The sequence below is a fragment of the Paracoccus alcaliphilus genome (genome assembly GCF_028553725.1).
Taxonomy (GTDB): domain Bacteria; phylum Pseudomonadota; class Alphaproteobacteria; order Rhodobacterales; family Rhodobacteraceae; genus Paracoccus; species Paracoccus alcaliphilus.
On the sequence record NZ_CP067124.1, the window covers coordinates 868,150 to 891,373 of the forward strand.

Here is a 23,224-nt window from a genome sequence, read left to right on the forward strand (position 1 = left end):
CCTGTCACCAAACGGCGCTAGGTGCTGCGGCTGACATGGCCGTCCAATGGCCTTGATGCGAACAACCCTGTCAGGAGACCCCGATGTCCCGTCTTGCCCTTGCGATGGTCCTGCCGCTGGCGCTGCCCTTTGCGGCATCGGCCGGAACGCTGAAGCTTTATACCTCGCAGCCCAATGAGGACGCGCAAAAGACGGTGGATGCCTTTCAGGCCGCCCATCCCGATGTGACCGTCGAATGGGTGCGCGACGGCACCACGCAGCTGATGGCGCGCATGGCCGCCGAGACCGAAGCCGGAGTGCCCACGCCCGACATCCTGCTGATCGCCGATACGGTGACGCTGGAGGGCATGGCGCAGGAAGGCCAGCTGGCGGCCTATCAATCGCCCGAGGCCGAGAACTATGATCCCGCGCTTTACAGCGATCAGGGGTATTATTACTCGACCAAGCTGATCACCACCGGCATCGTCTATCATACCGGGGCCGGGGCGGTTCCGTCGTCATGGGCCGATCTGGCGGGGGCGGATTACAAGGGAATGGTCGCCATGCCCTCGCCGCTTTATTCGGGCGCGGCGCTGATCCATCTGGCGACGCTGACCACGAATGACGATCTGGGCTGGGATTACTATCAGGCGCTGGCCGATAACGACACCCGCGCCGAGGGCGGAAATGGCGCCGTGTTCAAAGCGGTGGCCTCGGGCGAAAAGCCCTATGGCGTGCTGGTCGATTACATGGCGCTGCGGGCCAGGGCCGAGGGCTCTCCGGTCGAGTTCGTCTTTCCCGACGAGGGGCTGACCTATGTGACCGAGCCGGTGGCGATCATGGCCGATGCGCCGAACCGGGCCGATGCCGAGAAATTCGTCGATTTCGTGCTGAGCGAGGCCGGGCAGGAACTGGTGGTCGAGATGGGCTATATCCCCGCGCGCAACGGTGTGGACAGCCCCGAGGGTTTTCCCGCGCGCGACAGCCTGAAGCTGATGGAGTTTGACGCGGCCCGGACGCTGGCCGATACCGAAGCCAACAAGACCAGATTCTCCGAGGTGTTCGGCGTCCAATGACGGCCATTGCCCCAACTGCTGCGATCAGCCGGTCCCCTGACCGGCTGATTTCGCTTGTGCTGCTGCCGGTGGCGCTGATCGCGCTGGGGCCGATCCTGCGGCTGCTGGCCGAGGGGTTCGGACTGGGCGGCGGCCTGACCTTCGCCCATGCGGCCGAGGTTCTGGGCCACGAATCGACCCGTGTCGCGCTGTGGCATTCGCTGGTCACGGCGGGGGCGGGCACGGTGATTTCGGTGCTGATCGGCGCGGCCTTTGCCTTTGTCGTGGCGCTGACCGATATCCGGGCCAGGGCGGCGCTGGTTTTCTGCCTGATGATTCCGATGATGATCCCGCCGCAGATCACCGCGCTGGCATGGATGCAGGTGACCGGGCCGTCTTCGGTGCTGCTGAAAACCATCGGGCTGGCGCCGCCTTTGGGCAGTCCGCAGCCGCTGCATTCGGCATGGGGCATCGCGGTGCTGCTGGGCATCCAGCACGCCTCGATCGTGTTTCTGACGCTGCGGGCCGGGCTGCGCATGGTGCCCGCCGAACTGGTCGAGGCCGCCCGCATCGCGGGTGCGCGGGGCTGGCGGGTCTGGGCGCAGGTGGTGCTGCCGCTGAGCCTGCCCAGCCTTGCCGCCGGGGCCGCCATGGCCTTTGTCACCGCGCTGGGGAATTTCGGCATTCCGGCCATGCTGGGGATTCCGGCGGGTTATTCGACGCTGCCGACGCTGATCTATCGCCGGCTGGTCAGCATGGGGCCGTCGGTTCTGCCCGAGGTCGCGGTGCTGGCGCTGCTGATCGGCGCCGTGGCGATTGCCGGGGTGCTGGTCAACCGGCTGTTTCTGGCGCGGCGCGCCCACGGGCTGATCGGGCTGTCGGGCCAGCCGCTGTCGCTGTCGCTTGGCCGCAGGCGGCTGCCGGTCGAGATCGGGTTATGGGCGTTCATCGCGCTGATCCTTGCCCTGCCGCTGGCGGCGCTGATCGCGACTTCGCTGATCCCGGCTTACGGCGTGCCGCTGACGTGGGAAACCGCGACGCTGAAGGCCTGGGCCGAGGTGCTGCTGCGTCAGCCGGTCACCCGGCGCGCCTATGTCAACTCGCTGCTGCTGGCCGGATCGGCGGCGCTGATCCTGATGGCGGTGACGCTGCCTTTGGCGTGGATCATCAGCCGCCGCCCGAACTGGGCCACGCGGGCCGTCGATACGCTGGTCGATCTGCCCTATGCGCTGCCCGGCGTGGTGCTGGCGATTGCCTGCATCCTGAGCTTCATGCGGCTGCCCTTCATCTCGGTCACGCTTTACGGCACGCTGACGATCATCCTGCTGGCCTATCTGTCGCGGTTTCTGGTGGTGATGCTGCGCCCGGTGCAGGCCTCGATCCGCCAGCTGGACCCGGCGATGGAGGAAGCCGCCGCCAGTGCCGGGGCCGGGCTGGGGCGGCGGTTGCGCACCATCGTTCTGCCTCTGGCCGCGCCTGCCGCCGCAGCGGGGGCGATTCTGGTGTTCCTGACCGCGGTGAACGAGTTGACCGTCTCGGCGCTGCTGTGGTCGGCGGGAACCGAAACGCTTGGCGTCGTCATTTTCAACCTTGAAGACAGCGGCGACACGGTGATGGCCTCGGCGCTGGCGACCTCGATCGTTGTTCTGGTAATTGTGTTGATGGGGATCGTGCAACTGGCCGCATCCCGCCTGCCGAAAGGAACCGTGCCGTGGCAGAGCTGATATTCTCGGGTGTTTCCCGGCTGTTCGACGGCATCCCGGCGCTGAACGGGATCGATGCGCGGATCGCGGCGGGCGAGTTCGTGGCGCTGCTGGGCCCATCGGGTTGCGGTAAAACCACCCTGCTGCGGCTGACCGCCGGGTTCGAGGCCCCCGATGCGGGCGAAATCACCCTTGGCGGGCAGGTGCTGGCCCGCGTCGGTGGCCCCTTCGTGCCGCCCGAGGACCGCAATATCGGCATTGTGTTCCAATCCTATGCGCTGTGGCCGCATATGACCGTGGCGCGCAACGTCGCCTATCCGCTGGAGGTCCGCCGCATCGCCGCCCCGGAACGCCGCCGCCGCGTGGCCGAGGCGCTGGCGCTGACCGGCCTGTCCGCCTTTGCCGACCGCGCGCCCGCGCAGCTTTCGGGCGGGCAGCGTCAGCGGGTGGCGCTGGCCCGCTGTCTGGTGGCCGAGCCACGCGCGGTGCTGCTGGACGAGCCGCTGGCGAATCTGGACCTTGCCCTGCGCGCCACGATGCAGGACGCCTTTGCCGCCTTTCACCGCCGCACCGGGGCGACGATGCTTTATGTCACGCATGACCAGACCGAGGCGCTGGCGCTGGCCGACCGCGTGGCGGTGATGCAGGACGGCCGGATCCGCCAGTTCGCCGCGCCCGAGGTGCTGTATGACCGCCCGCAGGATTGCTTTGTCGCCGGTTTCGTCGGTGACGGTGCGGTGATCCCGCTGCGGGTGGCCGGGCCGCTGACCCCGGCGGGCATCCTCGTCCATGCGCTTGGCCAGCAGATCGAGGCCCGCGCCACCGATGCCCGCCCGACCCATCTGTGCATCCGCCCCGAACAGGTGGCGATCGACGGCGCGGGGCCCATCCGCGCCCGGGTCAGCGCCTGCACCTATCAGGGCGGGCGGTTCCGGCTGGTGCTGGATGCCGGGGGCGAATCGCTGGTGACGCATGGCGGCCAGCGCGCCCGCATCGGCGAGGAATTGCGGCTGAGCATCCGCCACCCCTGGGCCTTCCGCGACCCGGATACGCAGCCGGTCGGCCTGCCCGGAATGGCCGCCCAGACCGCCCGCTGACGCCCGTTCCGGCCCCGGTTGCATAAATTTTCTTTAAAATTCAAAGCAAAGCGTTGCCACAGCGTACGCTGTATTAACACCCCATTAATGCGGCAAATCTAATTCTTGGTCCTCCGTCCTATGCGGACATTCATGCTCAGGAGGATCTGATGCCGAACAAAGCCACTGTCAGCGGCGTGATGCAGGACGCCAATCTCGACCCGGTTCAGGGCGGAAAGATCGTCGCCACCTTCGTCGGATCGGATATTTTCGACGGCGGCGTGCGGATCGTCACCCAGAAGGTCGAGGCGACCACCGACGATCACGGCGAATGGTCGATGGACCTGATCGTCAATGCTGAAGGCGAGAACGCCTCGACCAGCTGGACCATCGAGGGGTTCAACCAATATGTCACCTCGGTCTTCAAGGCCGAAAAGCTGTTCATCGCCTCGGCCACGCCGGTTCAGCTGGGGGCGCTGGAAAAGATCAGCGCGGCGAATCTGGCTGCCGCCCGCAATGCGGTGAATGCGCGGCTGATCGTGGTCGGCAGCTTTGCCGAATATGCCGCGCTGCCCGCCAGCATGAAGCAGCCCAATGACGCGATTCTTGTGACCGGGGTGTAAGCGATGACCGTGACGATTCTGTCCAATGTCAGCCGCCGCCTGCTGGAAAGCCTGACGGCGGTCTATTACGGCGGCTATCCGGCCTCGCTGATGGATGCCGATGGCAATCTGATGCTGCGTGGCGATCCGGTGGCGCTTCCGGTCTTTACCGCCAACCCGATGGCTGCGCCGCCGGATGCGCAGATCGGCGACAATATCGCCCTGACCCTTGGCAGCGCCCCGCAGGCGGTCAGCCTGTCCGGCGTGCTGCTGCAAGAGGGAATCGACCGCACGCATGAAATCGTGGACGGGATCTGGACGCCGATGACGGCGGGTTCCTATACATGGAGCGTGACGGCCACCAATCCCGGCGGGTCGGTTTCCGCGCCCGTCGTCCCGGGCCGGATCGCCGCGCTGGACGCGGGGCCAGATTACGCGCGCGCCCTGCTGCGGATCAGCCCCCGCACCGCCTTTACCGGCGCGGAAAGCGCGATCACCGGCCTTGCCAATGACGGCAATGGCGACTGGTCCCTGACCACCACCGGCAGCGGGGCCGAGCCGCAGATGCAGGCCGAGGGCATCGCGATGACGGCAGGCGGCAGGTTCCTGACCAGCCCGGCCAGCCTGACCCCCGAAACCACCGGCGGCTTCTTTGCCGTGCTGCGGGTGACGGTGGATCAGGACAGCACTTCGCCCGCGATCTTCCTCGAGGCGACGCCCGCGACCGCGCTGGCCATGCGTCTGTTTGGCGGCAATATCCAGCTTGGCTTCAACCGTGGCGCGGCGGCGCGGTGGGAGACGTTCGAGCCGGTCCCCTTCGGCACCGAGATCGTGCTGGGGATCGAGGTGGACGATGTCGCCAAGACCGTTCGCATGAAGACTCTGGCCGGGGCGTTGACAGTCTTTGCCGATCAGACATTCGAGGACCGGACCTTCACCACCTTGCGCATCGGCAGCGCCAATTTCGGCGGCGTGATCCACGAAGCGGTTGTCGTCACCCGCGCCGAGGACGAGGACTGGCCGATCACCTTCGAAGAGGTCATCGCGGATTTTCAGCGGGGGTGACGCCCCCAGCCCCAACAGTCACCCCGGTCGAACTGATCATGTCCCGTGGCCAGTCGCTGTCGGCCGGTCCGAATCCCGGCGACCGGCGCGCGCCGGATGGGCGGACATGGCATCAGGTCTTCGCCGGCAACGACCGCGTTCAGGCGCTTGGCGGATTGCGCTATCCCAGCGGCAACCCGATCACCCAGATCGGCGCGCCGCTGGCGCAGGGCTATGACCATTCGGTGACGACGACCGGCAGCATCCCGATGCCGGTCCGGTCCTTCATCACCGAAGGCGCGGTGATCGCGCATGGTCTGGTGCGCGAAGGGCTGACACCGGGCCGCACCTCGCATCAATGGCACGACATTGGCGGCATGTCCGTGGCCAGTCTGGACAATGACCCGGCAACCGGCGCGGCCGGTCAGGTGACGCCGTGGCAAAGCGCCGAATACTGGCTGACGCAGGCGATGATCGCCTATCGCGATGCCGAAAGCGTCGTGGTGCCGCGGATCTGCTTCAATCAGGGAGAGGCCGATTTGACCCGGCCGCGCGGCTGGTGGCGGGACGCCTTCCGCGTGACCTATGGCCAGATGATCGAACAGATCCAGCGGATTGTGGGCCAGCAGACCGCGCCGCGCCTCTATCTGCGCCAGACCGGCGGTTACGGCCATCGCGGCAGCCGAAGCAATGAGATCGTGCTGGACCAGATCGAGGTGGTGCGCGAATGGGACGGGATTCTGGTCGGCCCGAACTGGTGCCATCTGGTCGATAACTATGACAACCGCATGGTGCATATGTCGATCGAGGGCCATATCGAGATGTCCGAGATGTATGTCTGGGCCATCGCCGAGGTCGAATCCGGTCGCGGCTGGAACCTGCTGCCGGGTCAGGCCAGCCGCGCGGGCGATATCATCACCATCCCGATCAGCACCCGCCCGGATGAGGAGCTGATCACGGTTCCGGGCCGCTATGAGGGTTATGGCGGCGATCCGGCGCATCTGGGGCTGGAGGCCGTCGGCGGCCAGATCCTGTCGGCGGCGGTGTCGGGCGAAAACATCCTGTTGCAGGTGTCGGGGCCGGTCACCGCGATCCGACACGCGATGCAGAACAGCGGCGTGGATTACCGGACCCATCTGGACGCCAACGGCTATGGCTATGTCGAGCATCGTTCCCTGCTGCGCACGACGCTGACGAAAACCGTGACCCTGGGCGGGCAGGATTTCACGCTGGAACGCTGGCTGCCATCGTTTCAGGTCGAACTCGCCTGACCAATCCCGAACCCGACCGGCAGCCTGCCGCGCTGCCGGCCACCCCCTTTCCGCCACATCCCCTCGCACTCCTTCCAAATACCTCGGGGTGAGGCGCGTCGCAGACGCGCCGAGGGGCAGCGCCCCTTCCCGCCCCGCCGGCAATCACCGCGCAGCCTCAACGCTTTCCGCTCCTCCGTCCGACCCGGTGCCACAGGATCAGCCCGCCCGCTGCAAGTGCCGCCCCGATCATCACATGGCGAGAGGTGATTCCCAGACGTGCCTGTGCGCTGCTGCGATAGCGCGGATCGAACAGGCGGGTCTCGGACAGGAACCGGCCCAGCAGCGGCTCGGCCCGCGGGGGCAGGGGGCGCAACCCGCGACCGGGGCGGGACAGCGCCCGGATGGCGGTGATCAGGCTGCCATGTTCAGTCACGGTCTTTCCGACACGCCCGGCGTCAAGGCCCAGATGCTCGGCGATCAGGCCATCGCGGAACTCGCGGATCCGGTCGCGCTCGGCCTTGTCGCGACCGATTACCGCGATGTCGCATTCGGTGTCGAACCCCATCGAGCGCCGGTCGATATTGCTGGAACCCACGCGCAGAAAGCGGTCATCCACCACCATCAGCTTGGCATGGACATAGATCGGTCGCCCCGACTCCGTCACCGGATGCAGGATGCGGAAGCGGTCATGGCGGTCGATGCCCTGCAAATAGCGGATCGCGCGGCTGCGGGTGACATGCATGGCCTGATCCTCGACGGCCTTCTGCGCCGCGAACGGGTTGACGACCACGACTTCCGGCCCGTCGGGTTCCCGCAGCCGGGCGGCAATGGCACGGGTGATATTGTCGGCGCAGAAATATTGCGATTCCAGATAGATATAATCCCGTGCCCCGGCGATGGCATCCAGATAGAGGGCCTCGATCTCGTTGATGAGCGGCTGGTCGCGCTCGGGTGGCTGGGTGCGGGCGATGGCCAGCGGCAGGTCGTGAAACATCGGCGTGACGCTGTCGGGCCAGATATCGGCGCCGGGGGCGAAATCCTCGTCAACCTCGGCATCATGGGCACGTTTCCAGCGCAGCCGGGCCAGTTTCGAGATCTCTGCCGCCGCCGGGCCGCTGAACACCGCCGAGGCATCGTGCCAGGGCTGGGAAATCTCGCCATCCTTGCCACGGCGCAACGGGTTGTCGTCGCGGTGGTCAGGGTCATCCCAGCGCCCCGCCGTCAGGTCGATGCCGCCGCAAAAGGCCAGCGAATCGTCGATGGCGACCAGTTTCTGATGATGGCAGGCCCCCAGCGGGTGATGCCCGTCAAAGGCCAGATGGATCTGCTCGGGCGACATGAACTTGACCTGCAACGCCGGCAGCACCCCACCCGGAGCAATCATGGCGCCGCCGCTCCATTTCAGCAGATAGATGTCCAGCCCCGGCCGGCGATCGACGATCGCATCCAGAAACGGGCCGACAGCATTGGGAAAGCCGTCCGGGGCATTGCCGTCATCGTCGCTTTCGCCGGGCAGCATCTCGATCTCGAAATCGAAATCCCAGCCGACCAGCATGACCAGCCGACTGGCCTGCAACAGCGCCTCGCGCAGCGCCCGGAAATGCGCCTTGCCGTCGATGATGAACGAAACCCGCCCGGCAGGCGCGACCCGCCAGCAATTCCGACCCGTTACGAATTCGACCATTGACCTGCCCCGCGTCTGTATCCCGTCACGCTGGCATAACGCCCGGTCGCAGGTCCGGGTTCAAGCCCGTTTCAGGTCGCGCGGCCCGATTGCGCATGGCGCAGCAGCCGGTCCAGCTGTTGCAGGAAATGCGAGCGGTCGGCCTTGGAAAAACCCGCGCCGCTGCCCTGAAAGAAGGGATTGGCGGCGCGGATGTCCTGCATCAGATCGCGGGTCGCAAGGCGCGGCCCGATATTCGCCATGGTCAGCGCCTCGCCGTCATGGGTGACGACCTGCGCCCCGGCCTTCAGGCAGCGGTCGGCCAGCGGCAGGTCGCCGGTCACCACCACATCGCCGGGGCCGCAATGCGCGGCGATCCACTGATCGGCGACATCCGGTCCCTCATCGACGATCACCAGCGACACCAGCGGATTGGCCGGGGGCCGGATGCCGCCATTGCAGACCAGCACCATCGGCACCCGCAGCCGTGTTGCCACCCGCTCGGCCTCGGCCTTGACCGGGCAGGCATCGGCGTCAATGTAAAGCGTCGTCACCCGGCCCCGCTTCAGTCGCGCAGCAATTCGTTGACCGAGGTCTTGGAGCGGGTCTGCGCGTCCACCCGCTTGACGATCACCGCACAATAGAGGTTCACGCCATTCTTCGAGGGCATCGACCCCGCGACGACGACGGAACCCGCGGGCACCTCGCCATACATGACCTCGCCGGTCTCGCGATCGAGGATCTTGGTGGACTGGCCGATGAAGACACCCATCCCCAGAACCGAACCCTCACGGATGATGCAGCCCTCGACCACCTCGGAACGGGCGCCGATAAAGCAGTCATCCTCGATGATGGTCGGCCCGGCCTGCAACGGCTCCAGCACGCCGCCGATGCCGACGCCGCCCGACAGGTGGACATTCTTGCCGATCTGCGCGCAGGAACCGACGGTGGCCCAGGTATCGACCATCGTGCCCTCGCCCACATGGGCGCCAAGGTTGACGAAGGACGGCATCAGCACCGCCCCCTTGCCGATATGGGCCGAGCGGCGGACGATGGCGCCCGGCACGGCGCGGAAACCGGCAGCGCGCCACTGATTGTCGCCCCAGCCCTTGAACTTGCTGTCCACCTTGTCCCACCAGCCGCCACCCTGCGGCCCGCCCGACATTTCTTCCATGTCGTTCAGGCGGAAGGACAGCAGCACGGCCTTTTTCGCCCATTGGTTCACATGCCAGTCATTGCCGCGCTTCTCGGCCACGCGCAGGGCGCCGGTATCCAGCCGGTTCAGCACTTCATCGACGGCCTCGCGGGCGACGCCCCTGGTGGCGCTGGTGATTTCGGCGCGGTGTTCCCACGCGGCCTCGATGGCGGTCTCTAGGGCTTGGGTCATGGCGGCTCTCCTCGATCTGTCATGCGGCCTTGGGTGGAAACTGTCGCCTCCGGGCTATAAGCCTGAGGCAAAGATCGTGCAATCCGCACAGTCACTTCATACACCCGAGGCCTGAATGAGCGAAGCAGAACAACGCGCCAATCCCCTGCCACACAGCACCGAGGATGTCGTCCGCGCCGAACAGGGTCCCGATACGCCGCAGACGGCCTCGCCATCCTATCGTCTGGCCTTTACCGACCGCGATTTCCTGCTGCGAGAGGAGTTGCGCCCGGTGCGCCTGCAACTGGAGCTGCTGAAGCCGCAGATGCTGATGGACGAGGCCGGGATCGAATCGACCGTGGTGATGTTCGGCGGCGCCCGCATCCCCGCGCCGGAACATGCGGCCGGGGCACGCACGCCGGTGCTGGCGGATCTGTCGCGCTATTACGACGAGGCGCGGCGCTTTGCGCAGCAGATGACGCTGCGCTCGATGGAGACGGGCGGACGAGAGCATGTGATCTGCACCGGCGGCGGCCCCGGCGTGATGGAGGCCGGCAATCTGGGCGCGCAAGAGGCGGGTGGCAAATCCATCGGCCTTGGCATCGTGCTGCCGCACGAGCAGGCGCCGAATGTCTATGTGACGCCGGAGCTGTCGTTCAACTTCCATTATTTCGCGATCCGCAAGATGCATTTCCTGATGCGGGCGCGGGCCATCGTGGTCTTTCCGGGCGGCTTCGGCACGCTGGACGAGTTGTTCGAGATGCTGACCCTGATCCAGACCCGCCGCATGAAGCCGGTCCCGATCCTGCTGTTCGGCCGCGAATTCTGGGAACGGATCATCAACTGGCAGGCGTTGGCCGAGGCAGGCACGATCAGCGACAGCGATCTGAACCTGTTCCGCTATGCCGAAACCGCGGAAGAGGCGGTCGGAATCATCGACGGCTGGGGAAAGCCGGTCTGAGCGCTGGCGGTTTATTCAAGTCCATTGCGGTCATTAGTCGGCTCTGAACAACCGTGTCAGGCGGGCAATGCTTGCCTGTGAAGGGGCCTTTCGCGCCAGATGATTGCCGCAATCAGGTGGAGTAACAGGGCCCAAAGAGCCCTGGGATGGGCCAGGATAGCCCTGGGATGGGCCAGGATCTTGCGGATATTGTGGCCACAGGCACAGAGAACGGCGAAGACCGCGTCGCCAATGCGACCCTTCAGCGGGCATCTGGCAAGACGTCCGTCGCTCTTCATGTGACCGATTTCGGGTTCGATGGCGCTGCGTCGTTTCAGGAGCTTGGCCAGTAACGGCGTGATGCCGCGCCGCATGCCACTGATCAGGATCTTGGTGGTGCCCACGCCATGGCGCGGACGACGGCGAGATCGGGCACCTGGTCGGTCAGGATCGCGACCTGCTCCAGTGCAGGTGCCGGGGTTTGGCCATCATAAGGGTTGCCGGGAAAGCCGCGGGCGCCGACGACGAAACCTTCGTCGATGGTCGTGGCGAGGCTGACCCTGGTGCCGAATTCGTAGCGCATCCGCGCCTTGCCCTTGGAGGTGCAATCGACCTCGGGCTCGTGCAGGGAGTAAATCTGGCCCTTGCTCTTCAGCCCCTGTTCCAGCAGGCGCCCGACCAGCCAGATCGTCTCCAAGACCCTGTCACGCAAGGCCCCCTCGGGAATGTCCTGCAAATGCCGGCGCAGGTCCCGGCGGACCCTGTCGGCATAGCCCTTGAGCTGGCGCAGGGCCTTGCGCATGCGCTTGAACTGCCGGGCATGGGCATAACGCCCGACCTGGGCGGCGAAACGCGGGGCAAGCCGCGCGTAGCTCTGGCGCAACTCGATCCCGGCCTGCTTCGCCAGACCAACCAGCAGGGCCCGGGCCCGCTCGTAAAGCCAGGCATCCGTCGGATGGGCGATGTTTTTCTCCATCACGGTCGTATCGACTGCGATCCGCCTCAGGCTCTTGTCGGTGACCGCGCCAGAGGCCCGGCCCGCCTCGATCGTTCTGGTCCGCAGCCATTCCACGCGTTCGGCGTGGCCTTGAACCAGTGGCGGCTCACGCCTCACTCACCGATCCTCTTGCGCCAGCGAGTCAGCGAGGACGGGTCGATCGGTGGGTGGTGCTGGAAGAAGGTCTCGCCGGTGAAGTGCTGGTAGCAGGGATTTTCAATCCACCGGGCGACGACCGCCTCGTCCGACAGCTTGAAGGCATGCTGGAGATATATCAGCCCCGCGACCAGTCGCGGCGACGTCGCCGGGCGCCCTTGATGCGAGGGAAAGAAACTCACCCATTCCCGCACGAAGAAATCCCAGTCGATCAGCGTCGCGAGCTTCACCAGATCATGGCGAGCGTCGATCATGTCGACCAGCCTCGGGCGGAGCAGATCATCTTGTTCGGGCACGCGGGAATGGGGCTTCCTCTCGGGAATGCGGGCGTCGGAAAATTATATAAGTATACTTATTGATAGTATGCATCCTAATATGCTATGAGTACTGAGAATGTTTTCCGGGGAGGATTCTGATGCAATTTTACCTGAACGGCTTTCGCACGGGCGACCCCGACGTGCTTGAAGCATGCCCACCGACTGGCAGCGCAAGCGACGTCGATGTGCTGATCGTCGGCTGCGGCCCGGCCGGTCTGACGCTGGCGGCGCAACTGGTGGCCTTTCCCGAGATCCGAATCCGCATCATCGAACAGAAACCGGGTCCGTTGGTACTTGGGCAGGCCGACGGCATCGCCTGCCGCACGATGGAGATGTTCAATGCTTTCGGTTTTGCCGATCGTGTGGCGCGCGAGGCCTATTGGGTCAATGAAACCACCTTCTGGAAGCCAGGCGAGGACCGCCAGATCGTTCGCCATGGCCGTATTCCCGACACCGAGGAAGGACTGTCTGAATTCCCGCATGTCATCCTCAATCAGGCTCGGGTGCATGATTTTTATCTGGAACGGATGCGTAACGCCCCCGGCCGGCTTGCTCCGGATTACAACACTCGCATCGTCGGCCTGACCGTGCCCGAGGATCCTGCGGCCCCCATCACCGTCCGGTTGCAACCGATAAACGCAACCGGCGAGGATCGCGTCGATACCGTCCGTGCCCGCTATGTCGTCGGTTGCGACGGTGCCCGCAGCGTTGTACGCCACGCCATCGGCCGCGAACTGTCAGGCGATTCCGCCAATCAGGCTTGGGGGGTGATGGATATCCTCGCCTATACCGACGTCCCGGATATCCGCCTGAAAAGCGCGATCCATTCTGCCGATCAGGGCAATATCCTGATCATTCCGCGCGAGGGTGGCTATCTGGTCCGGCTCTATGTCGAACTGGACAAGTTTGCGGCAGATGAGCGGGTTGCCTCGAAGAACATCACCATCGAGCAACTTGTCGCCGCGGCCCAACGCATCCTACACCCATATAAGCTGGACGTGAAACGGGTAGCTTGGTGGTCAGTCTACGAGATCGGCCAGCGCCTGAGCGACAAGTTCGACGATGTGCCGATGGGGCTGGAAGCCCATCGGCAGCCGCGTGTGTTCATCGCAGGTGATGCCTGTCACACCCACAGTCCCAAGGCGGGTCAGGGCATGAACGTCTCGATGCAGGACACATTCAACCTGGGCTGGAAGCTGGCCTTGGTCCTGCGAGGGCTGGCACCCGCCCAACTGCTGCACAGCTATTCGGTCGAACGTCAGGCCATCGCTCAGGAGTTGATCGATTTTGACCGAGAGTTCGCCAAGATGTTCAGCGCGAAACCCAAGACCGTAAAGGACGATGACGGTGTGGACCCGGTCGAGTTCCAGCAATATTTCCTCAAGCGGGGTCGTTTTACGGCGGCACGGCGACGCGATATACGCACTCGGCGCTGACCGGGGACGGAGCGCATCAGGCGCTGGCCTCGGGGCTGGTGATCGGGATGTCGGATCTTCTCGCTGTGGACGATGCAAGCGAGGAAGTCATTATTGCCCGGGGTGATGTTCCCGCCGCGTGACTTGCATCCTATGCGGGCAACCTCCAGCTTGTGTTCGACCCAGGGATTCCGCATCGCCCCTTATACGGCGCGGACGGCAATGTTGTCCGGATCGATGGAATGGCATCACCCGGATCCATTCGGCTGCATGATCGCGGTGACCGCCATCGAGATGGCTTGTCTGCTGGTCTCGAAGAACGCACCCTTCGATGGGTTCGATGGGTTCGATGGGTTCGATGGGTTCGATGGGTTCGATGGGTTCGATGGGTTCGATGGGTTCGATGGGTTCGATGGCGAAGATCGAGGTTGGTAGTCACCAGATGCGGCCCCAGCATTGAAGATTTCCTCGACAGTTGCTCAGCGGGGCAGGCGCAACGTCAGCAAGATACCCATCAACGCCAGCGCTGCCAGTACCAACAGGATCGCCTGTATCGACAGGCCCGCCGCAATCAGCAGGCCGCCGATCAGCGGCCCGGCGATTCCGACACCCCAGGCAATGGTCTTGCGCCGGCGTTGTTCCATATCCTGATGTTCCGTCATGCTCTCCTGTTCCTCCCGCAGACGTTTTGCCGACACCACCAGACCGACCAGGCTTGGCGCCTGCGACCATATGTAGTATGCTTTCAATATAAAGTGAGTACACTTCCCACTCACTGCTTGAGTGACCTGCCCCGCTCACGCTAGGAAACGTCATGAGCAACCTCTACACCCTTCCCGGCCATCTGATCCGCAGGCTGCAACAGATTGCAGTCTCGCTTTTCGCCGCGCGGATGAGCGAGGCCGGGCTGGATCTGACGCCTGTGCAATATGCCGCAATGGTGACAGTGCAGGACAATCCCGACATTGATCAGGCGACGCTGGCCGGCCTGATTGCCTATGACCGCGTGACCATCGGCGGCGTGGTGGATCGGCTGGTCGCCAAGGATTTGATCCGGCGCGAGATCAGCCCACGCGACCGCCGTGCGCGCGTCCTGAGTCTGACCGACGAAGGCGTCCGCGTTATCGAGCGTGCCATTCCTTGGGTCGATCGGGTGCAGGCCGATATCATCGAGGGATTGACCGATGACGAACGCCAGACCTTTTCAAGCTTGCTGGTGAAGCTGACAGAGACCGGCAATCAACGCAGCCGTGCGCCGCTAAAAGACCTGCGGCAAAACTGAGTTGATTGAGGTGCTGTCGGTTTTGTGGACAGCAGGTTAAGCCCACAAGGCGCGGGCTTCGAACTGCATGGGGCTGATGTAGCCCAGTTTTGAGTGCCGCCGCGGGTTGTGGAATCGCTCGATGTAATCGAAGACGTCAGCACGCGCTTCACTGCGGGTGCGGCAGACCTTGCTGGCCGTCCGTTCGGCCTTCAGCGTTGAGAAGAAGTTCTCCATTGCCCCGGCGCCCGGACCGCGCCCTGAAGACATTGAGCCGCATCAGCCGTTCGATCCGCTGAAGCCCGCAGGCAAGCCCTTCCTCGAGAACATCGCGCCAGACGCGGCGTGCGCTAGGGGTCCGCTTCGGTCAGCCACCCGTCGGGGATCAGGGTTGCGGGGCCCGGTGCTTATGTGTCGGAACGGTGCTCAGCCGTTCCGACACGTCTTCCCTGATGCGATAATGCAGGCGCAATTCAGGTTCTCGGGTTCGATCGTCAGCTACGGGCATCCGCCCGAACAGTCGCCTTGATCGGGGCAATGCATATCAAGCCTGATTCCGTTCGAAATCAAACGGCATACAGATCCTTCACCTTCTGCGGCAGAAGCGCAAGCGGCGCGACATAGCCGTCGGGATCGATCGCGAATCCAAGCTTTGCGGCTGCTTGAAGGATCTCTTCGGACCACTGGATCCGCTTCTTGTGGTCGCCTGGGGTCATGAGAATGAACTCTGCGGCCTGGCTGCCCGTATTGCGGATGGAGCGCCAGGTATCAGCGGGAAAGGAATAGAGATCCTGCTCTTCGATCGTCTGCACCACTTCGCTTTCGCCCTGATTCTGGCTGATTTCGACCGCGCCGGACAAGACGACGATCACCTGTTTTTCACGCAGAAGGTGTTTCCCGATCGAGCCGCCTGCAGGAATTTTGCCCCATTCGATCGACATGCCGTGGGGGTTTGTGATCTGCGGGACATGCTCGCGATCCTGGGTCATGCCATAACCCAGGACGGGCGCAAGCTCACCCCCATGGCCAGGAATGCAGCTGTCCAGCAAGGCAGCGCCCGAGAAGACCCTGGAATCACGGCGCACCACCCTTTTGGACATCTCCTCGACGGTATATTTGCGCAGGCTGTCGATCTGCTCCCGCGTCATCGGCTCGATCAATTCCGATTCTGCCGGTTTCGGCTGCCCCTGCTGGGTATCGACCAGCAGATTGTCACGGGTAAGGTAAAGGCCATGCTCTGCAGCCACCTCGAGAATATGGGGATGCCACAGAATCCCGCCCGTGTCGTCGCCTCCAAGCGCGGTGAAGATCCAGCCATCATCATCGCCGATATTCGAGAAACCGCGGAAAATCCAGGTGGGTATGCTGACGACATCGCCGGCGGTGCAGACCACCCGTCCGTCCTTGCCGTCCGCGCCCCAGCGGAATACCCATTTTCCTTTGTAAATCATGAAGACTTCGGCAGTATAATGGACATGCAGGTTGTTGGTAATTCCCGCCGGCATGGCCGCCACGCCCAGGCTGAAGCCATGCGGTTCTGACAGGCTGACCTTCTGATCCTTTGATTGCGTCACGCCAGGACCGATAAGGGAATAGTTTTCCTTGAGATGCGAGCCGGGCATCTTGCAATCGATGAAGGCGACGCGCTCGGCCACCATATCCTTGCGACGAACCAGCCGGCGCAGGCTTTCCTCGTTGGAGACCTCTACGGCTGACAGGGAATATTCCATCGTTTGATCGCTCCTTCTTGATACGACATTCGCGCAGGGACGAGATGCCCCCGCAGCAGGACAGGCATTGCTTGCGATCCATCGCCGCTTGTCCCCGTGGAAGACAGGATCCGGGACGACACGCCTCACGCCCGCTGCGGTACAACTCGCTATGCATTCGAATGCGGGCAAGACTTTTCTGGCGCGAGATCCCGATGTATCTTCCTTCGGGTCCGGGCGTGGACACTCCTGCGGCCGTTAAATACTCTTCTCTGCCGAGGCGGGGGCAGATATGTTCCAGGCGATCCGAGTACGGAGACGGAAAGATGAATGAGCCTTCGACTATCCGCCCAAGGAGGATCACGTCCTATGACGTGGCGCGTGCCGCCGGGGTCTCGCAATCCACGGTTTCCCGGTGCTTCAAGGATGATACCAAGATCTCGCCCAAGACCCGGGATCATATCCTTCGCATCGCCCAGGAGATGGGCTATACTCGCAACGCGCTCGCGCGCTCTCTCATCACCCAGCGCTCGAACATGGTCGGCGTGATCGCGACGGCCTTCACCATCCGCAACAACCCGGAATTGATCTATGCGGTGGGCGATGCCCTGCAGAACGCGGGGAACAGCCTGTTCCTCATGGTGATCAAGGACGACGATTCGATCGGCGCATCGCTGCAGAAGGCCGTCGAATATCCGCTGGACGGACTGATCTGCTGCGCGCAGATGCCGCCGAACTGGATCGAGCAATTCGCGACGCGCGGCGTCCCGCTGGTATTCTTCAACAGGGTCGTCGAAACAACCATCGCGGATTGCATCGCGCTTGACCACGCCACTGCCGGGCGGCGGATCGCCGATGCACTTTTCGAAGCCGGACACCGCTCTTTCGTCTGCATCAGAGGGCCCGACCGCGCGCCGGTCAGCCAATTGCGGGTCGAGGCCTTTCAGAATCGCCTGCACAGCCTCGGGATCGGAACCATTCCGACATTGAGCACGGATTTTTCCTATGCCGAGGGACGGCGCTGCTTCCTGGACCTCATGGCCACAACGGACCGCCCCGACGCGGTATTCTGCGCGAATGACCAGTTGGGTTTCGGTGTTCTTGACGCCTGCCGCTTCGATCTGGGCTGGCATGTCCCGGACGATATTTCGGTTATCGGGTTCGACGACATCGCCGAAGCCGGAAGGCCCAGCTATGCGTTGACCACGGTGCGACAGCCCATCGTGGACATGGCGGAGACCGCCGTCTCGATGCTGCTGGAGCGCATGGAGGAACCCGATCTGGAAGCCCGCCGCATCCTGGTGCAGGGCGAGCTTATCCGCAGAAGCTCGGCACGGCTGGCCGGAACCTGACCACCGGGGCGCAACGGGTTTCCGATCCGCGCCGGACCGTCGCAAGCAGGCCGCGTCACCTGCGATCCTGCCCCCGGCCAAGCAGAAAGGCGCGGATCGCCTCGGCGCAAGCCTGCGGTGCTTCCAGCGGCAGGAAATGTCCGGCGCCATCCACGAGAACAAGCTCGTGCCCGCCGATGGCGGCAGCCCGCGTTGCCCGATCCGGTGGCGCGGCGCGATCTTCGCGACCGGTGATGAACAGAACCGGAGATCGTGCAGACGCCAGCATCGGTTCGGCGCCCGGCCGCCGTAATGCCAGCTCGGTCTGCGCGGGCAGGTCCTGAACCGTCTGTTCTGCCATGGCGACGATTCGCTGTCCCACCGCAGAATCTTCGCGCGCCGCCGGTCCAACCTGATCCGGCCAGGCGGCGGTCATGACCGCTCTTGGCCCCTGGGCAGAAATCCGCGCCAGCTGATCAAGACGTGCGGCGCTTTTATCCGGGGTATCCGCAAAGGGATTCGCGGCGATCAGCACCACCGCCCGCGCCCGCATCCGGTCAAGATGATGAGCCGCGACGATCGCGCCGAGCGAGAAGCCCAGCACGATGTCGTCATCCTCCACGGATGCCAGTTTACTGGCGTAATCCTCGACCGCCGGCCGGTCGAGCCGCACCGCACGACATTGCTGCGGAGAGACGGCCAAAGCCCCCAGAAGCGGTTCGAAAACCTCTGCCGTACAAAGGGTTCCCGGTAACAACCACCAACGCCCGGCCATCAGTAACCCGTCCCTGTCGCGGCAACCGGGGCCGCGGTCCCGCGCAATGTCTCGGCCACGGCGGTACGCAGGGCTCGGGTCAGCAACCCGAAATCATTGCCGGGCGTGACCAGTGCAAACCCCTGGGCAATGCGGCGCGCCGCATCGGCGCCATCCGCGCAGAAGATGCCCGCGAGAATGCCGGCTGCCTGCGCGCGGGCCAGAACTTGCGCGATGGCGGCCTCGGATTTCTGCCGGTCCGCACCGACGGCACCATCGAAGGCAAAGGCCATGTCGTTGGGGCCGACATAGATCATGTCCACTCCCTCGACCGCCAGAATCGCGTCGATGTTGCGAACTGCCTCGACCGTTTCGATCATCGGGATCACGAGGATTTCGGCATTGGCATGGGCGACGTAATCGGCGCCGCCATAGAGCAACCCACGCGCCGGACCGAACGAGCGCGACCCGACCGGTGGATAGCGGCAGGCGTCAACCAGTTCCTCGGCTTGCTTGGCGCTGGAGATCATCGGGCAGATGACCCCATATGCGCCTGCATCCAGCACACGCATCAGCAAGGCCGCATCCAGCGAGGGAACGCGCACCAGCGGCGAGCAAGGCTCCAACGTCGTCTGTGAAGGCCCGGCAAGCGCGGCCCGCGCCTGCGTCGCCGCAGATATATACGATCCCGCGACCAAGCGGAATGTCCGGCTCGCCATCAGGCGCACAGACATTCAGCCAGTTTCATCACATCCAGCAAACAGGGAGATATTTGGATGACCCTCAGGACAATCGTGATTTCGGCAATGCTTGCCACGCTTTCGGGGGCGGCAGGCGCACAAGAGGCATTGGCCCCCCGCGAACCTCACCGCATCGAGCAGATCTGTGGTGAAGATGGCTGCCAGTGGGAGAAGGTCGCCACCTGCGAGGGATTCATCGAGGGGATCAACTTCGATGCCGAGGGGCGGATGTTCATCGTCGGCTTGCTTACCGGGTCAATCTACGAGGTTGCGGATGGTGGATGCACCCCCGTGGGCGAGAGTCAGGGCAGCCCGAATGGCGCGCGGATTGCGCCAAACGGCGATCTGCTGGTTGCCGACAGGTTTGAAGGGTTGATCTCGGTCGATCTCGACAGCGGAGAGCGAACCTCTCTGCACCGTGGCGATGGCGTCGCGATGTTCCGTGGCCTGAATGACCTGGCGTTCGATCCCGAAGGTGGGCTCTACTTCACCGAACCCTACGGCTCCGATGCTCTGAACCCGACAGGGCGGGTGTTTTTCCTGTCGGCTGAAGAAGGCGCCGTGCCCGAGGTCTTTGCAAGCGGCATCGCCTATCCGAACGGGGTCGCGGTATCACCGGACGGGGCGCGCGTCTATGTGGCCGAATTCGCCGCCAATTGCATCCTGTCGATCCCCGGCCCGCTCAGCCGGAACCCGGCCGATGTGCCCCACGTCTTCGCGCAGCTTGTCGGTGGCCTTGGGCCGGACGGCTTGTTGGTGGATGACGCTGGCAACCTCTATGCGGCGCAGTTCTTTGCCGGCCAGATTGCGGTCATGGACGCCTTCGCAATGCCCTATGGCGTGATCCGCCTGCCCGAAGGGGCCGGGCAAGGGACGACCAACCTGGCCCTCCATGACGGGTATCTCTTTGTGACCGAGGCTTTCGCCAACGAGGTCTGGCGTGTTGCGCTGAACGGTGATGCGGTAACCCGGCGCGTTGCTCCATGTTGCGCAACCCGTTCACTGGTGCATCCACCGTGACCACCAGCGCCCGGTATCCGGCGTCCTCGGCCCGGCGGACAAGGCGCAGCGTATCCTCGCGCCGGGGCTGCATATACAGCTGGAACCACAGCGGGCCATGAGCGGCGGTGGCGATCTGCTCCAACGGCAGGCTGGCCTGGGTCGAGACCACAATCAGGCTGCCGGTCGCACCTGCCGCCAGCACTGTCGCGGTCTCTCCCTCGGGATGGACCAGACGGTGAAAGGCCACTGGCGCAAGGATCAGCGGATGCGGCAGGTCCAGCCCCAGCAGGTGCAGGCCGGTATCGGCGCCCCGCAGATCGGCCAGCACCCGGCCTTGCAGCCGGATCGCCTGCCACGCGGCAAGATTGGCGTCGGCGGTCAGCCCGTCCGCGCCAGCCCCGTCGATATAGGCGCGCAGCGGCGCGGGTATCCGCTCGGCGGCGTGACGTTCGTAATCGCACAGCGCCACGACATCGGCGGGAATCTGGGCCGGGCCGGCCACCCGTCAGATCTCGGCCCAGTGGCGGATCATGTTGTGGTAATGGGCGGTGATGCCCGCCACTGCCGGATCGTCGTCGGGCAGCATCGCGCGGATGCGCATGATCGACATGTCCAGATCATACAGCATATGCCGCTGCCAGTCGTCGCGCAGCATCGACTGCGCCCAGAAAAACGACGCCCAACGCGAGCCCCGCGTCACCGGTGTCACCGAATGCAGCGAGGTCGCAGGATAGACCACCGCATGACCGGCGGGCAGCTTGACCGCATGCTGGCCATAGGTGTCATGCACGACCAGCTCTCCGCCGTCGTATTCCTCGGGCGGGGTCAGGTAGATCGTGGTCGAGACATCGGTGCGGATGCGCTGCGCCGTGCCCGGTATGACCCGGATCGAGCCGTCCACATGGGCACCGAAGGTCATCCCCTCGTCATAGCGGTTGAACATCGGCGGCAGGACATGGGCGGGCAGCGCGGCCGAGGAATAGGTCGGATTGCGCCCAAGCGCCCGCAGCACGATATTGCCCAGTTCTCGCGCCTCGGGGCTGTCCACGGGTATTTGCAGGTTGTTCTTGACCTTGCCCGCCTGATCGCCAGCGGTGTTGCGGCCGTCGATCCACTGCGTCCCGTCCAGCACCTGCCGGATATAGGCGACTTCCTCGGGGGTCAGCAGGTCGGGGATGGTGATCAGCATGTCAGGCCCTTGGCAGATACGGATTTCAAAGGCGACGATAATGGGTGGCGGCGAGAAAGTTAGATTCAGATCACTAGTTGCCCAGCCCCGCCGAGACGTAATAGGCGTCCGTATCCCGTGCATCGTCGAAGCCGATCCCCGAGGCGATGATGCAGCTGGTGCCATCGTTGCGTGCCGCCACCACGGTCCAGGTGCCCATCAGGTCAGACCCCCAAAGCTCGGTTCCGTTGGCGCCGTCGCGCTCGATCCGGGTTTCGTCGAAATCATGCGCAAGCGTCTGCGAAATCTCGGCATCGCTGGCGCAATAGGGCTGATCGTCCATCGCCATGTCGGACACGGGCCATTGGTCGGCCTCGGCCAGCAGGGTGGCGGCGGGGATCCCGGCCATCGCGGACCAGCTTTGCACAGGCTGATCGGCGCGCGAGACTGCCAGCGCGGGCGAAGCCGCGGCCAGCGCGGTAAAAGCTGCGACACAGGTCGCGGCAAGGGTTTTGGCGTTGATCGACATGGTCGAACCTTTCGCTTGTGTCCTTGGGTGAAAAAACGCGCATCTGCGCCGCAAGTTCCGAAAAACACGGCCCTGGGCTGGCGCTGGCCCTCGAAATGGCCATGCATGCGGGTTATGGATTGCGCCGATCAGATGACAGCCGGAGGATGCGACATGGCGATGCTGCTGGCCGATGTGGGGGGCACCAATGCGCGCCTTGCCATCGCGCGGAACAACATGATCGACGCGGCGACCGTCACCCGGTTTCGCGGCGACGATCATGCCGGTTTCGATGATGTGGTGCGGCTGTATCTGCGCCAGCAGGGCCAGCCGCGCATCAGTGCCGTCTGCGTGGCCGTGGCCGGCCCGGTCAGCGGCGGCAGGGCGGAACTGACCAATCGCGACTGGGATTTCGATGAGGCCCGGCTGGCGCGGCTGACCGATGCCGACCGGGTGCGGCTGATCAACGACCTGACGGCGCTGGGTTATGCCACCCCCGCGCTGCATGGCGACAGCCTGGCCCCGTTGCGCCGCGTGCCGCAAGACCGGCCCCATAACGGGCAATCGCTGGTGGTCGGTCTGGGGACCGGCTTCAACGTCTGCGCTGTGCGTGTCATGCCCGGTGGCGCCCCGGTCGCGCTGGAGGCCGAAGAGGGTCACACCTCGCTGCCCGCCAATATCCATGCACGGCTGGAACAGGCCGTGGGCGCGGCGGCGATGGCCGGGTTCTTCTCGACCGAGGAAACCTTTGCCGGGCGCGGGCTGTCGCGGCTGCATGCGGCACTGACCGGCCAGCCCGCGATCCGCAGCGAGGATATCGCCGCCGCCGCCGCCGCAGGCGACAGGGCCGCGAACGCCACCTATGACCTGTTTGTCGAACTGGTCGGTCTGCTTTGTCGAGAGCTGGCGCTGCGTTTCATGCCGCTGGAGGGGATGTTTTTGGCCGGCAGCGTCGGACGCAGCATCGCCGACCGGATGGAGCGGTTCGAATCCGCCTTCCTGTCGCAGTCGCATATGCGGCAGATCACTGAAAACACACCGATTTTCCTGATCCGTGACGACATGGCGGCACTGCATGGCTGTCTGACCGCGCTGTCCTGATCGCAACAGATTGGTGTAAATCGGCCCTGCAAGTCCGCCTGATACAATCAAATGCTGGATTCCCGGACCTGATGCTGGTTTTAT

22 protein-coding genes and 4 pseudogenes are annotated in these 23,224 nt (G+C 64.4%); 13 read left to right on the forward strand and 13 right to left on the reverse strand.

Annotated features, from left to right (window positions below):
• Window positions 1–83 precede the first annotated feature (83 nt).
• The 6 genes from JHW40_RS04555 (at window position 84) to JHW40_RS04580 (ending at window position 6,730) form a co-directional block, all read left to right on the forward strand.
• Complete coding sequence (locus tag JHW40_RS04555) at window positions 84–1,055, forward strand: ABC transporter substrate-binding protein (protein WP_090617014.1); 972 nt, start codon at window positions 84–86, stop codon at window positions 1,053–1,055.
• Window positions 1,052–2,758, forward strand: a complete 1,707-nt coding sequence (locus tag JHW40_RS04560) for an ABC transporter permease (protein WP_090617012.1) — start codon at window positions 1,052–1,054, stop codon at window positions 2,756–2,758. Before JHW40_RS04555 ends, JHW40_RS04560 begins: the two co-directional genes overlap by 4 nt.
• Window positions 2,746–3,834 carry an ABC transporter ATP-binding protein gene (locus JHW40_RS04565; protein WP_090617010.1) on the forward strand — a complete coding sequence of 363 codons (1,089 nt, stop codon included), beginning with the start codon at window positions 2,746–2,748 and terminating at the stop codon, window positions 3,832–3,834. Before JHW40_RS04560 ends, JHW40_RS04565 begins: the two co-directional genes overlap by 13 nt.
• Before the next feature lie 149 nt (window positions 3,835–3,983).
• Window positions 3,984–4,436, forward strand: a complete 453-nt coding sequence (locus JHW40_RS04570) for a hypothetical protein (RefSeq protein WP_090617008.1) — start codon at window positions 3,984–3,986, stop codon at window positions 4,434–4,436.
• Window positions 4,437–4,439: 3 nt separating this feature from the next.
• Window positions 4,440–5,480: a hypothetical protein gene (locus JHW40_RS04575; RefSeq protein ID WP_090617006.1), complete on the forward strand. Its 1,041-nt coding sequence runs from the start codon at window positions 4,440–4,442 to the stop codon at window positions 5,478–5,480.
• Entirely contained in the window at window positions 5,477–6,730 is a 1,254-nt protein-coding gene (locus JHW40_RS04580) for a hypothetical protein (protein ID WP_139208258.1), read from the forward strand. Before JHW40_RS04575 ends, JHW40_RS04580 begins: the two co-directional genes overlap by 4 nt.
• A 157-nt stretch (window positions 6,731–6,887) precedes the next feature.
• Here JHW40_RS04580 and JHW40_RS04585 read toward each other — a convergent pair whose 3' ends face one another.
• The 3 genes from JHW40_RS04585 to dapD form a co-directional block, all read right to left on the reverse strand.
• The gene (locus JHW40_RS04585) at window positions 6,888–8,396 is read right to left on the reverse strand and encodes a phospholipase D-like domain-containing protein (protein ID WP_090617002.1); all 1,509 of its coding nucleotides are present in this window, start codon (window positions 8,394–8,396) and stop codon (window positions 6,888–6,890) included.
• Between the two features lie 71 nt (window positions 8,397–8,467).
• Window positions 8,468–8,929, reverse strand: a complete 462-nt coding sequence (locus tag JHW40_RS04590) for a YaiI/YqxD family protein (RefSeq protein ID WP_090616999.1) — start codon at window positions 8,927–8,929, stop codon at window positions 8,468–8,470.
• 11 nt (window positions 8,930–8,940) lie between these two features.
• On the reverse strand, window positions 8,941–9,762 hold the full coding sequence (gene dapD, locus JHW40_RS04595) for a 2,3,4,5-tetrahydropyridine-2,6-dicarboxylate N-succinyltransferase (RefSeq protein WP_090616997.1): 822 nt from the start codon (window positions 9,760–9,762) through the stop codon (window positions 8,941–8,943).
• 115 nt (window positions 9,763–9,877) lie between these two features.
• Here dapD and JHW40_RS04600 point away from each other — a divergent pair, with 115 nt between their 5' ends.
• Complete coding sequence (locus JHW40_RS04600; RefSeq protein ID WP_090616995.1) at window positions 9,878–10,702, forward strand: LOG family protein; 825 nt, start codon at window positions 9,878–9,880, stop codon at window positions 10,700–10,702.
• A gap of 56 nt (window positions 10,703–10,758) precedes the next feature.
• Here the strand turns inward: JHW40_RS04600 and JHW40_RS04605 are convergent.
• Window positions 10,759–12,088, reverse strand: a pseudogene (locus JHW40_RS04605) (IS5 family transposase).
• Window positions 12,089–12,249: 161 nt separating this feature from the next.
• Between JHW40_RS04605 and JHW40_RS04610 the strand changes: the two are divergent.
• Together JHW40_RS04610 and JHW40_RS04615 are read left to right on the forward strand one after the other, a co-directional pair.
• A complete protein-coding gene (locus JHW40_RS04610) occupies window positions 12,250–13,587 on the forward strand; it encodes an FAD-dependent monooxygenase (protein ID WP_336390105.1) in 1,338 nt (445 codons plus the stop codon).
• Window positions 13,588–13,836: 249 nt separating this feature from the next.
• Window positions 13,837–14,001, forward strand: a complete 165-nt coding sequence (locus JHW40_RS04615; protein WP_272849068.1) for a hypothetical protein — start codon at window positions 13,837–13,839, stop codon at window positions 13,999–14,001.
• 44 nt (window positions 14,002–14,045) lie between these two features.
• Here the strand turns inward: JHW40_RS04615 and JHW40_RS04620 are convergent, their stop codons facing one another.
• Window positions 14,046–14,267 (reverse strand): hypothetical protein, encoded by a 222-nt coding sequence (locus tag JHW40_RS04620; protein WP_211657414.1) that lies wholly within the window; start codon window positions 14,265–14,267, stop codon window positions 14,046–14,048.
• 113 nt (window positions 14,268–14,380) lie between these two features.
• Between JHW40_RS04620 and JHW40_RS04625 the strand changes: the two genes are divergently transcribed.
• A complete protein-coding gene (locus JHW40_RS04625) occupies window positions 14,381–14,848 on the forward strand; it encodes a MarR family winged helix-turn-helix transcriptional regulator (protein ID WP_090616990.1) in 468 nt (155 codons plus the stop codon).
• Between the two features lie 36 nt (window positions 14,849–14,884).
• On the opposite strand, the pseudogene JHW40_RS04630 reads toward JHW40_RS04625, so the two are convergent.
• The 3 genes and pseudogenes from JHW40_RS04630 to JHW40_RS04635 all read right to left on the reverse strand — a co-directional run.
• Window positions 14,885–15,070, reverse strand: a pseudogene (locus JHW40_RS04630) (IS3 family transposase); the annotation flags it as partial.
• Window positions 15,066–15,188: pseudogene (locus JHW40_RS24305) on the reverse strand (IS3 family transposase); the annotation flags it as partial. The pseudogenes JHW40_RS24305 and JHW40_RS04630, both read right to left, overlap by 5 nt.
• A 205-nt stretch (window positions 15,189–15,393) precedes the next feature.
• A complete protein-coding gene (locus JHW40_RS04635; RefSeq protein WP_211657413.1) occupies window positions 15,394–16,557 on the reverse strand; it encodes a cupin domain-containing protein in 1,164 nt (387 codons plus the stop codon).
• A 305-nt stretch (window positions 16,558–16,862) separates the two neighbouring features.
• Between JHW40_RS04635 and JHW40_RS04640 the strand changes: the two genes are divergently transcribed.
• Entirely contained in the window at window positions 16,863–17,888 is a 1,026-nt protein-coding gene (locus tag JHW40_RS04640; protein WP_170851949.1) for a LacI family DNA-binding transcriptional regulator, read from the forward strand.
• Between the two features lie 55 nt (window positions 17,889–17,943).
• Here the strand turns inward: JHW40_RS04640 and JHW40_RS04645 are convergent, their stop codons facing one another.
• Window positions 17,944–18,642, reverse strand: coding sequence for an alpha/beta fold hydrolase (locus tag JHW40_RS04645; protein ID WP_090616986.1), 699 nt, complete (start codon window positions 18,640–18,642; stop codon window positions 17,944–17,946).
• Complete coding sequence (locus tag JHW40_RS04650; RefSeq protein ID WP_090616984.1) at window positions 18,642–19,355, reverse strand: HpcH/HpaI aldolase family protein; 714 nt, start codon at window positions 19,353–19,355, stop codon at window positions 18,642–18,644. The genes JHW40_RS04645 and JHW40_RS04650 overlap by 1 nt, the downstream gene beginning before the upstream one ends.
• 234 nt (window positions 19,356–19,589) lie before the next feature.
• Here JHW40_RS04650 and JHW40_RS04655 point away from each other — a divergent pair, with 234 nt between their 5' ends.
• Window positions 19,590–20,381, forward strand: coding sequence for an SMP-30/gluconolactonase/LRE family protein (locus JHW40_RS04655; RefSeq protein WP_272849103.1), 792 nt, complete (start codon window positions 19,590–19,592; stop codon window positions 20,379–20,381).
• Here JHW40_RS04655 and JHW40_RS04660 read toward each other — a convergent pair.
• The 3 genes and pseudogenes from JHW40_RS04660 to JHW40_RS04670 form a co-directional block, all read right to left on the reverse strand.
• Window positions 20,341–20,865: pseudogene (locus JHW40_RS04660) on the reverse strand (alpha-hydroxy-acid oxidizing protein); the annotation flags it as partial. The gene JHW40_RS04655 and the pseudogene JHW40_RS04660 overlap by 41 nt on opposite strands.
• Window positions 20,866–20,868: 3 nt before the next feature.
• Window positions 20,869–21,552 (reverse strand): Fe2+-dependent dioxygenase, encoded by a 684-nt coding sequence (locus JHW40_RS04665; protein ID WP_272848973.1) that lies wholly within the window; start codon window positions 21,550–21,552, stop codon window positions 20,869–20,871.
• Window positions 21,553–21,625: 73 nt separating this feature from the next.
• Window positions 21,626–22,060 carry a hypothetical protein gene (locus tag JHW40_RS04670; RefSeq protein ID WP_090617470.1) on the reverse strand — a complete coding sequence of 145 codons (435 nt, stop codon included), beginning with the start codon at window positions 22,058–22,060 and terminating at the stop codon, window positions 21,626–21,628.
• A gap of 153 nt (window positions 22,061–22,213) precedes the next feature.
• Between JHW40_RS04670 and JHW40_RS04675 the strand changes: the two genes are divergently transcribed.
• Window positions 22,214–23,140, forward strand: coding sequence for a glucokinase (locus JHW40_RS04675; RefSeq protein ID WP_090617479.1), 927 nt, complete (start codon window positions 22,214–22,216; stop codon window positions 23,138–23,140).
• Window positions 23,141–23,224 lie beyond the last annotated feature (84 nt).

Excerpts from the sequence above, each read along its gene's own strand:
- JHW40_RS04555 (WP_090617014.1), top strand. The coding sequence starts at position 84 with ATGTCCCGTCTTGCCCTTGCGATGGTCCTGCCGCTGGCGCTGCCCTTT.
- JHW40_RS04560 (WP_090617012.1), top strand. The coding sequence starts at position 1,052 with ATGACGGCCATTGCCCCAACTGCTGCGATCAGCCGGTCCCCTGACCGG.
- JHW40_RS04570 (WP_090617008.1), top strand. The coding sequence starts at position 3,984 with ATGCCGAACAAAGCCACTGTCAGCGGCGTGATGCAGGACGCCAATCTC.
- JHW40_RS04575 (WP_090617006.1), top strand. The coding sequence starts at position 4,440 with ATGACCGTGACGATTCTGTCCAATGTCAGCCGCCGCCTGCTGGAAAGC.
- JHW40_RS04585 (WP_090617002.1), bottom strand. The coding sequence starts at position 8,396 with ATGGTCGAATTCGTAACGGGTCGGAATTGCTGGCGGGTCGCGCCTGCC.
- dapD (WP_090616997.1), bottom strand. The coding sequence starts at position 9,762 with ATGACCCAAGCCCTAGAGACCGCCATCGAGGCCGCGTGGGAACACCGC.
- JHW40_RS04600 (WP_090616995.1), top strand. The coding sequence starts at position 9,878 with ATGAGCGAAGCAGAACAACGCGCCAATCCCCTGCCACACAGCACCGAG.
- JHW40_RS04610 (WP_336390105.1), top strand. The coding sequence starts at position 12,250 with ATGCAATTTTACCTGAACGGCTTTCGCACGGGCGACCCCGACGTGCTT.
- JHW40_RS04615 (WP_272849068.1), top strand. The coding sequence starts at position 13,837 with ATGATCGCGGTGACCGCCATCGAGATGGCTTGTCTGCTGGTCTCGAAG.
- JHW40_RS04625 (WP_090616990.1), top strand. The coding sequence starts at position 14,381 with ATGAGCAACCTCTACACCCTTCCCGGCCATCTGATCCGCAGGCTGCAA.
- JHW40_RS04635 (WP_211657413.1), bottom strand. The coding sequence starts at position 16,557 with ATGGAATATTCCCTGTCAGCCGTAGAGGTCTCCAACGAGGAAAGCCTG.
- JHW40_RS04640 (WP_170851949.1), top strand. The coding sequence starts at position 16,863 with ATGAATGAGCCTTCGACTATCCGCCCAAGGAGGATCACGTCCTATGAC.
- JHW40_RS04645 (WP_090616986.1), bottom strand. The coding sequence starts at position 18,642 with ATGGCCGGGCGTTGGTGGTTGTTACCGGGAACCCTTTGTACGGCAGAG.
- JHW40_RS04650 (WP_090616984.1), bottom strand. The coding sequence starts at position 19,355 with ATGTCTGTGCGCCTGATGGCGAGCCGGACATTCCGCTTGGTCGCGGGA.
- JHW40_RS04655 (WP_272849103.1), top strand. The coding sequence starts at position 19,590 with ATGTTCATCGTCGGCTTGCTTACCGGGTCAATCTACGAGGTTGCGGAT.
- JHW40_RS04665 (WP_272848973.1), bottom strand. The coding sequence starts at position 21,552 with ATGCTGATCACCATCCCCGACCTGCTGACCCCCGAGGAAGTCGCCTAT.
- JHW40_RS04670 (WP_090617470.1), bottom strand. The coding sequence starts at position 22,060 with ATGTCGATCAACGCCAAAACCCTTGCCGCGACCTGTGTCGCAGCTTTT.
- JHW40_RS04675 (WP_090617479.1), top strand. The coding sequence starts at position 22,214 with ATGGCGATGCTGCTGGCCGATGTGGGGGGCACCAATGCGCGCCTTGCC.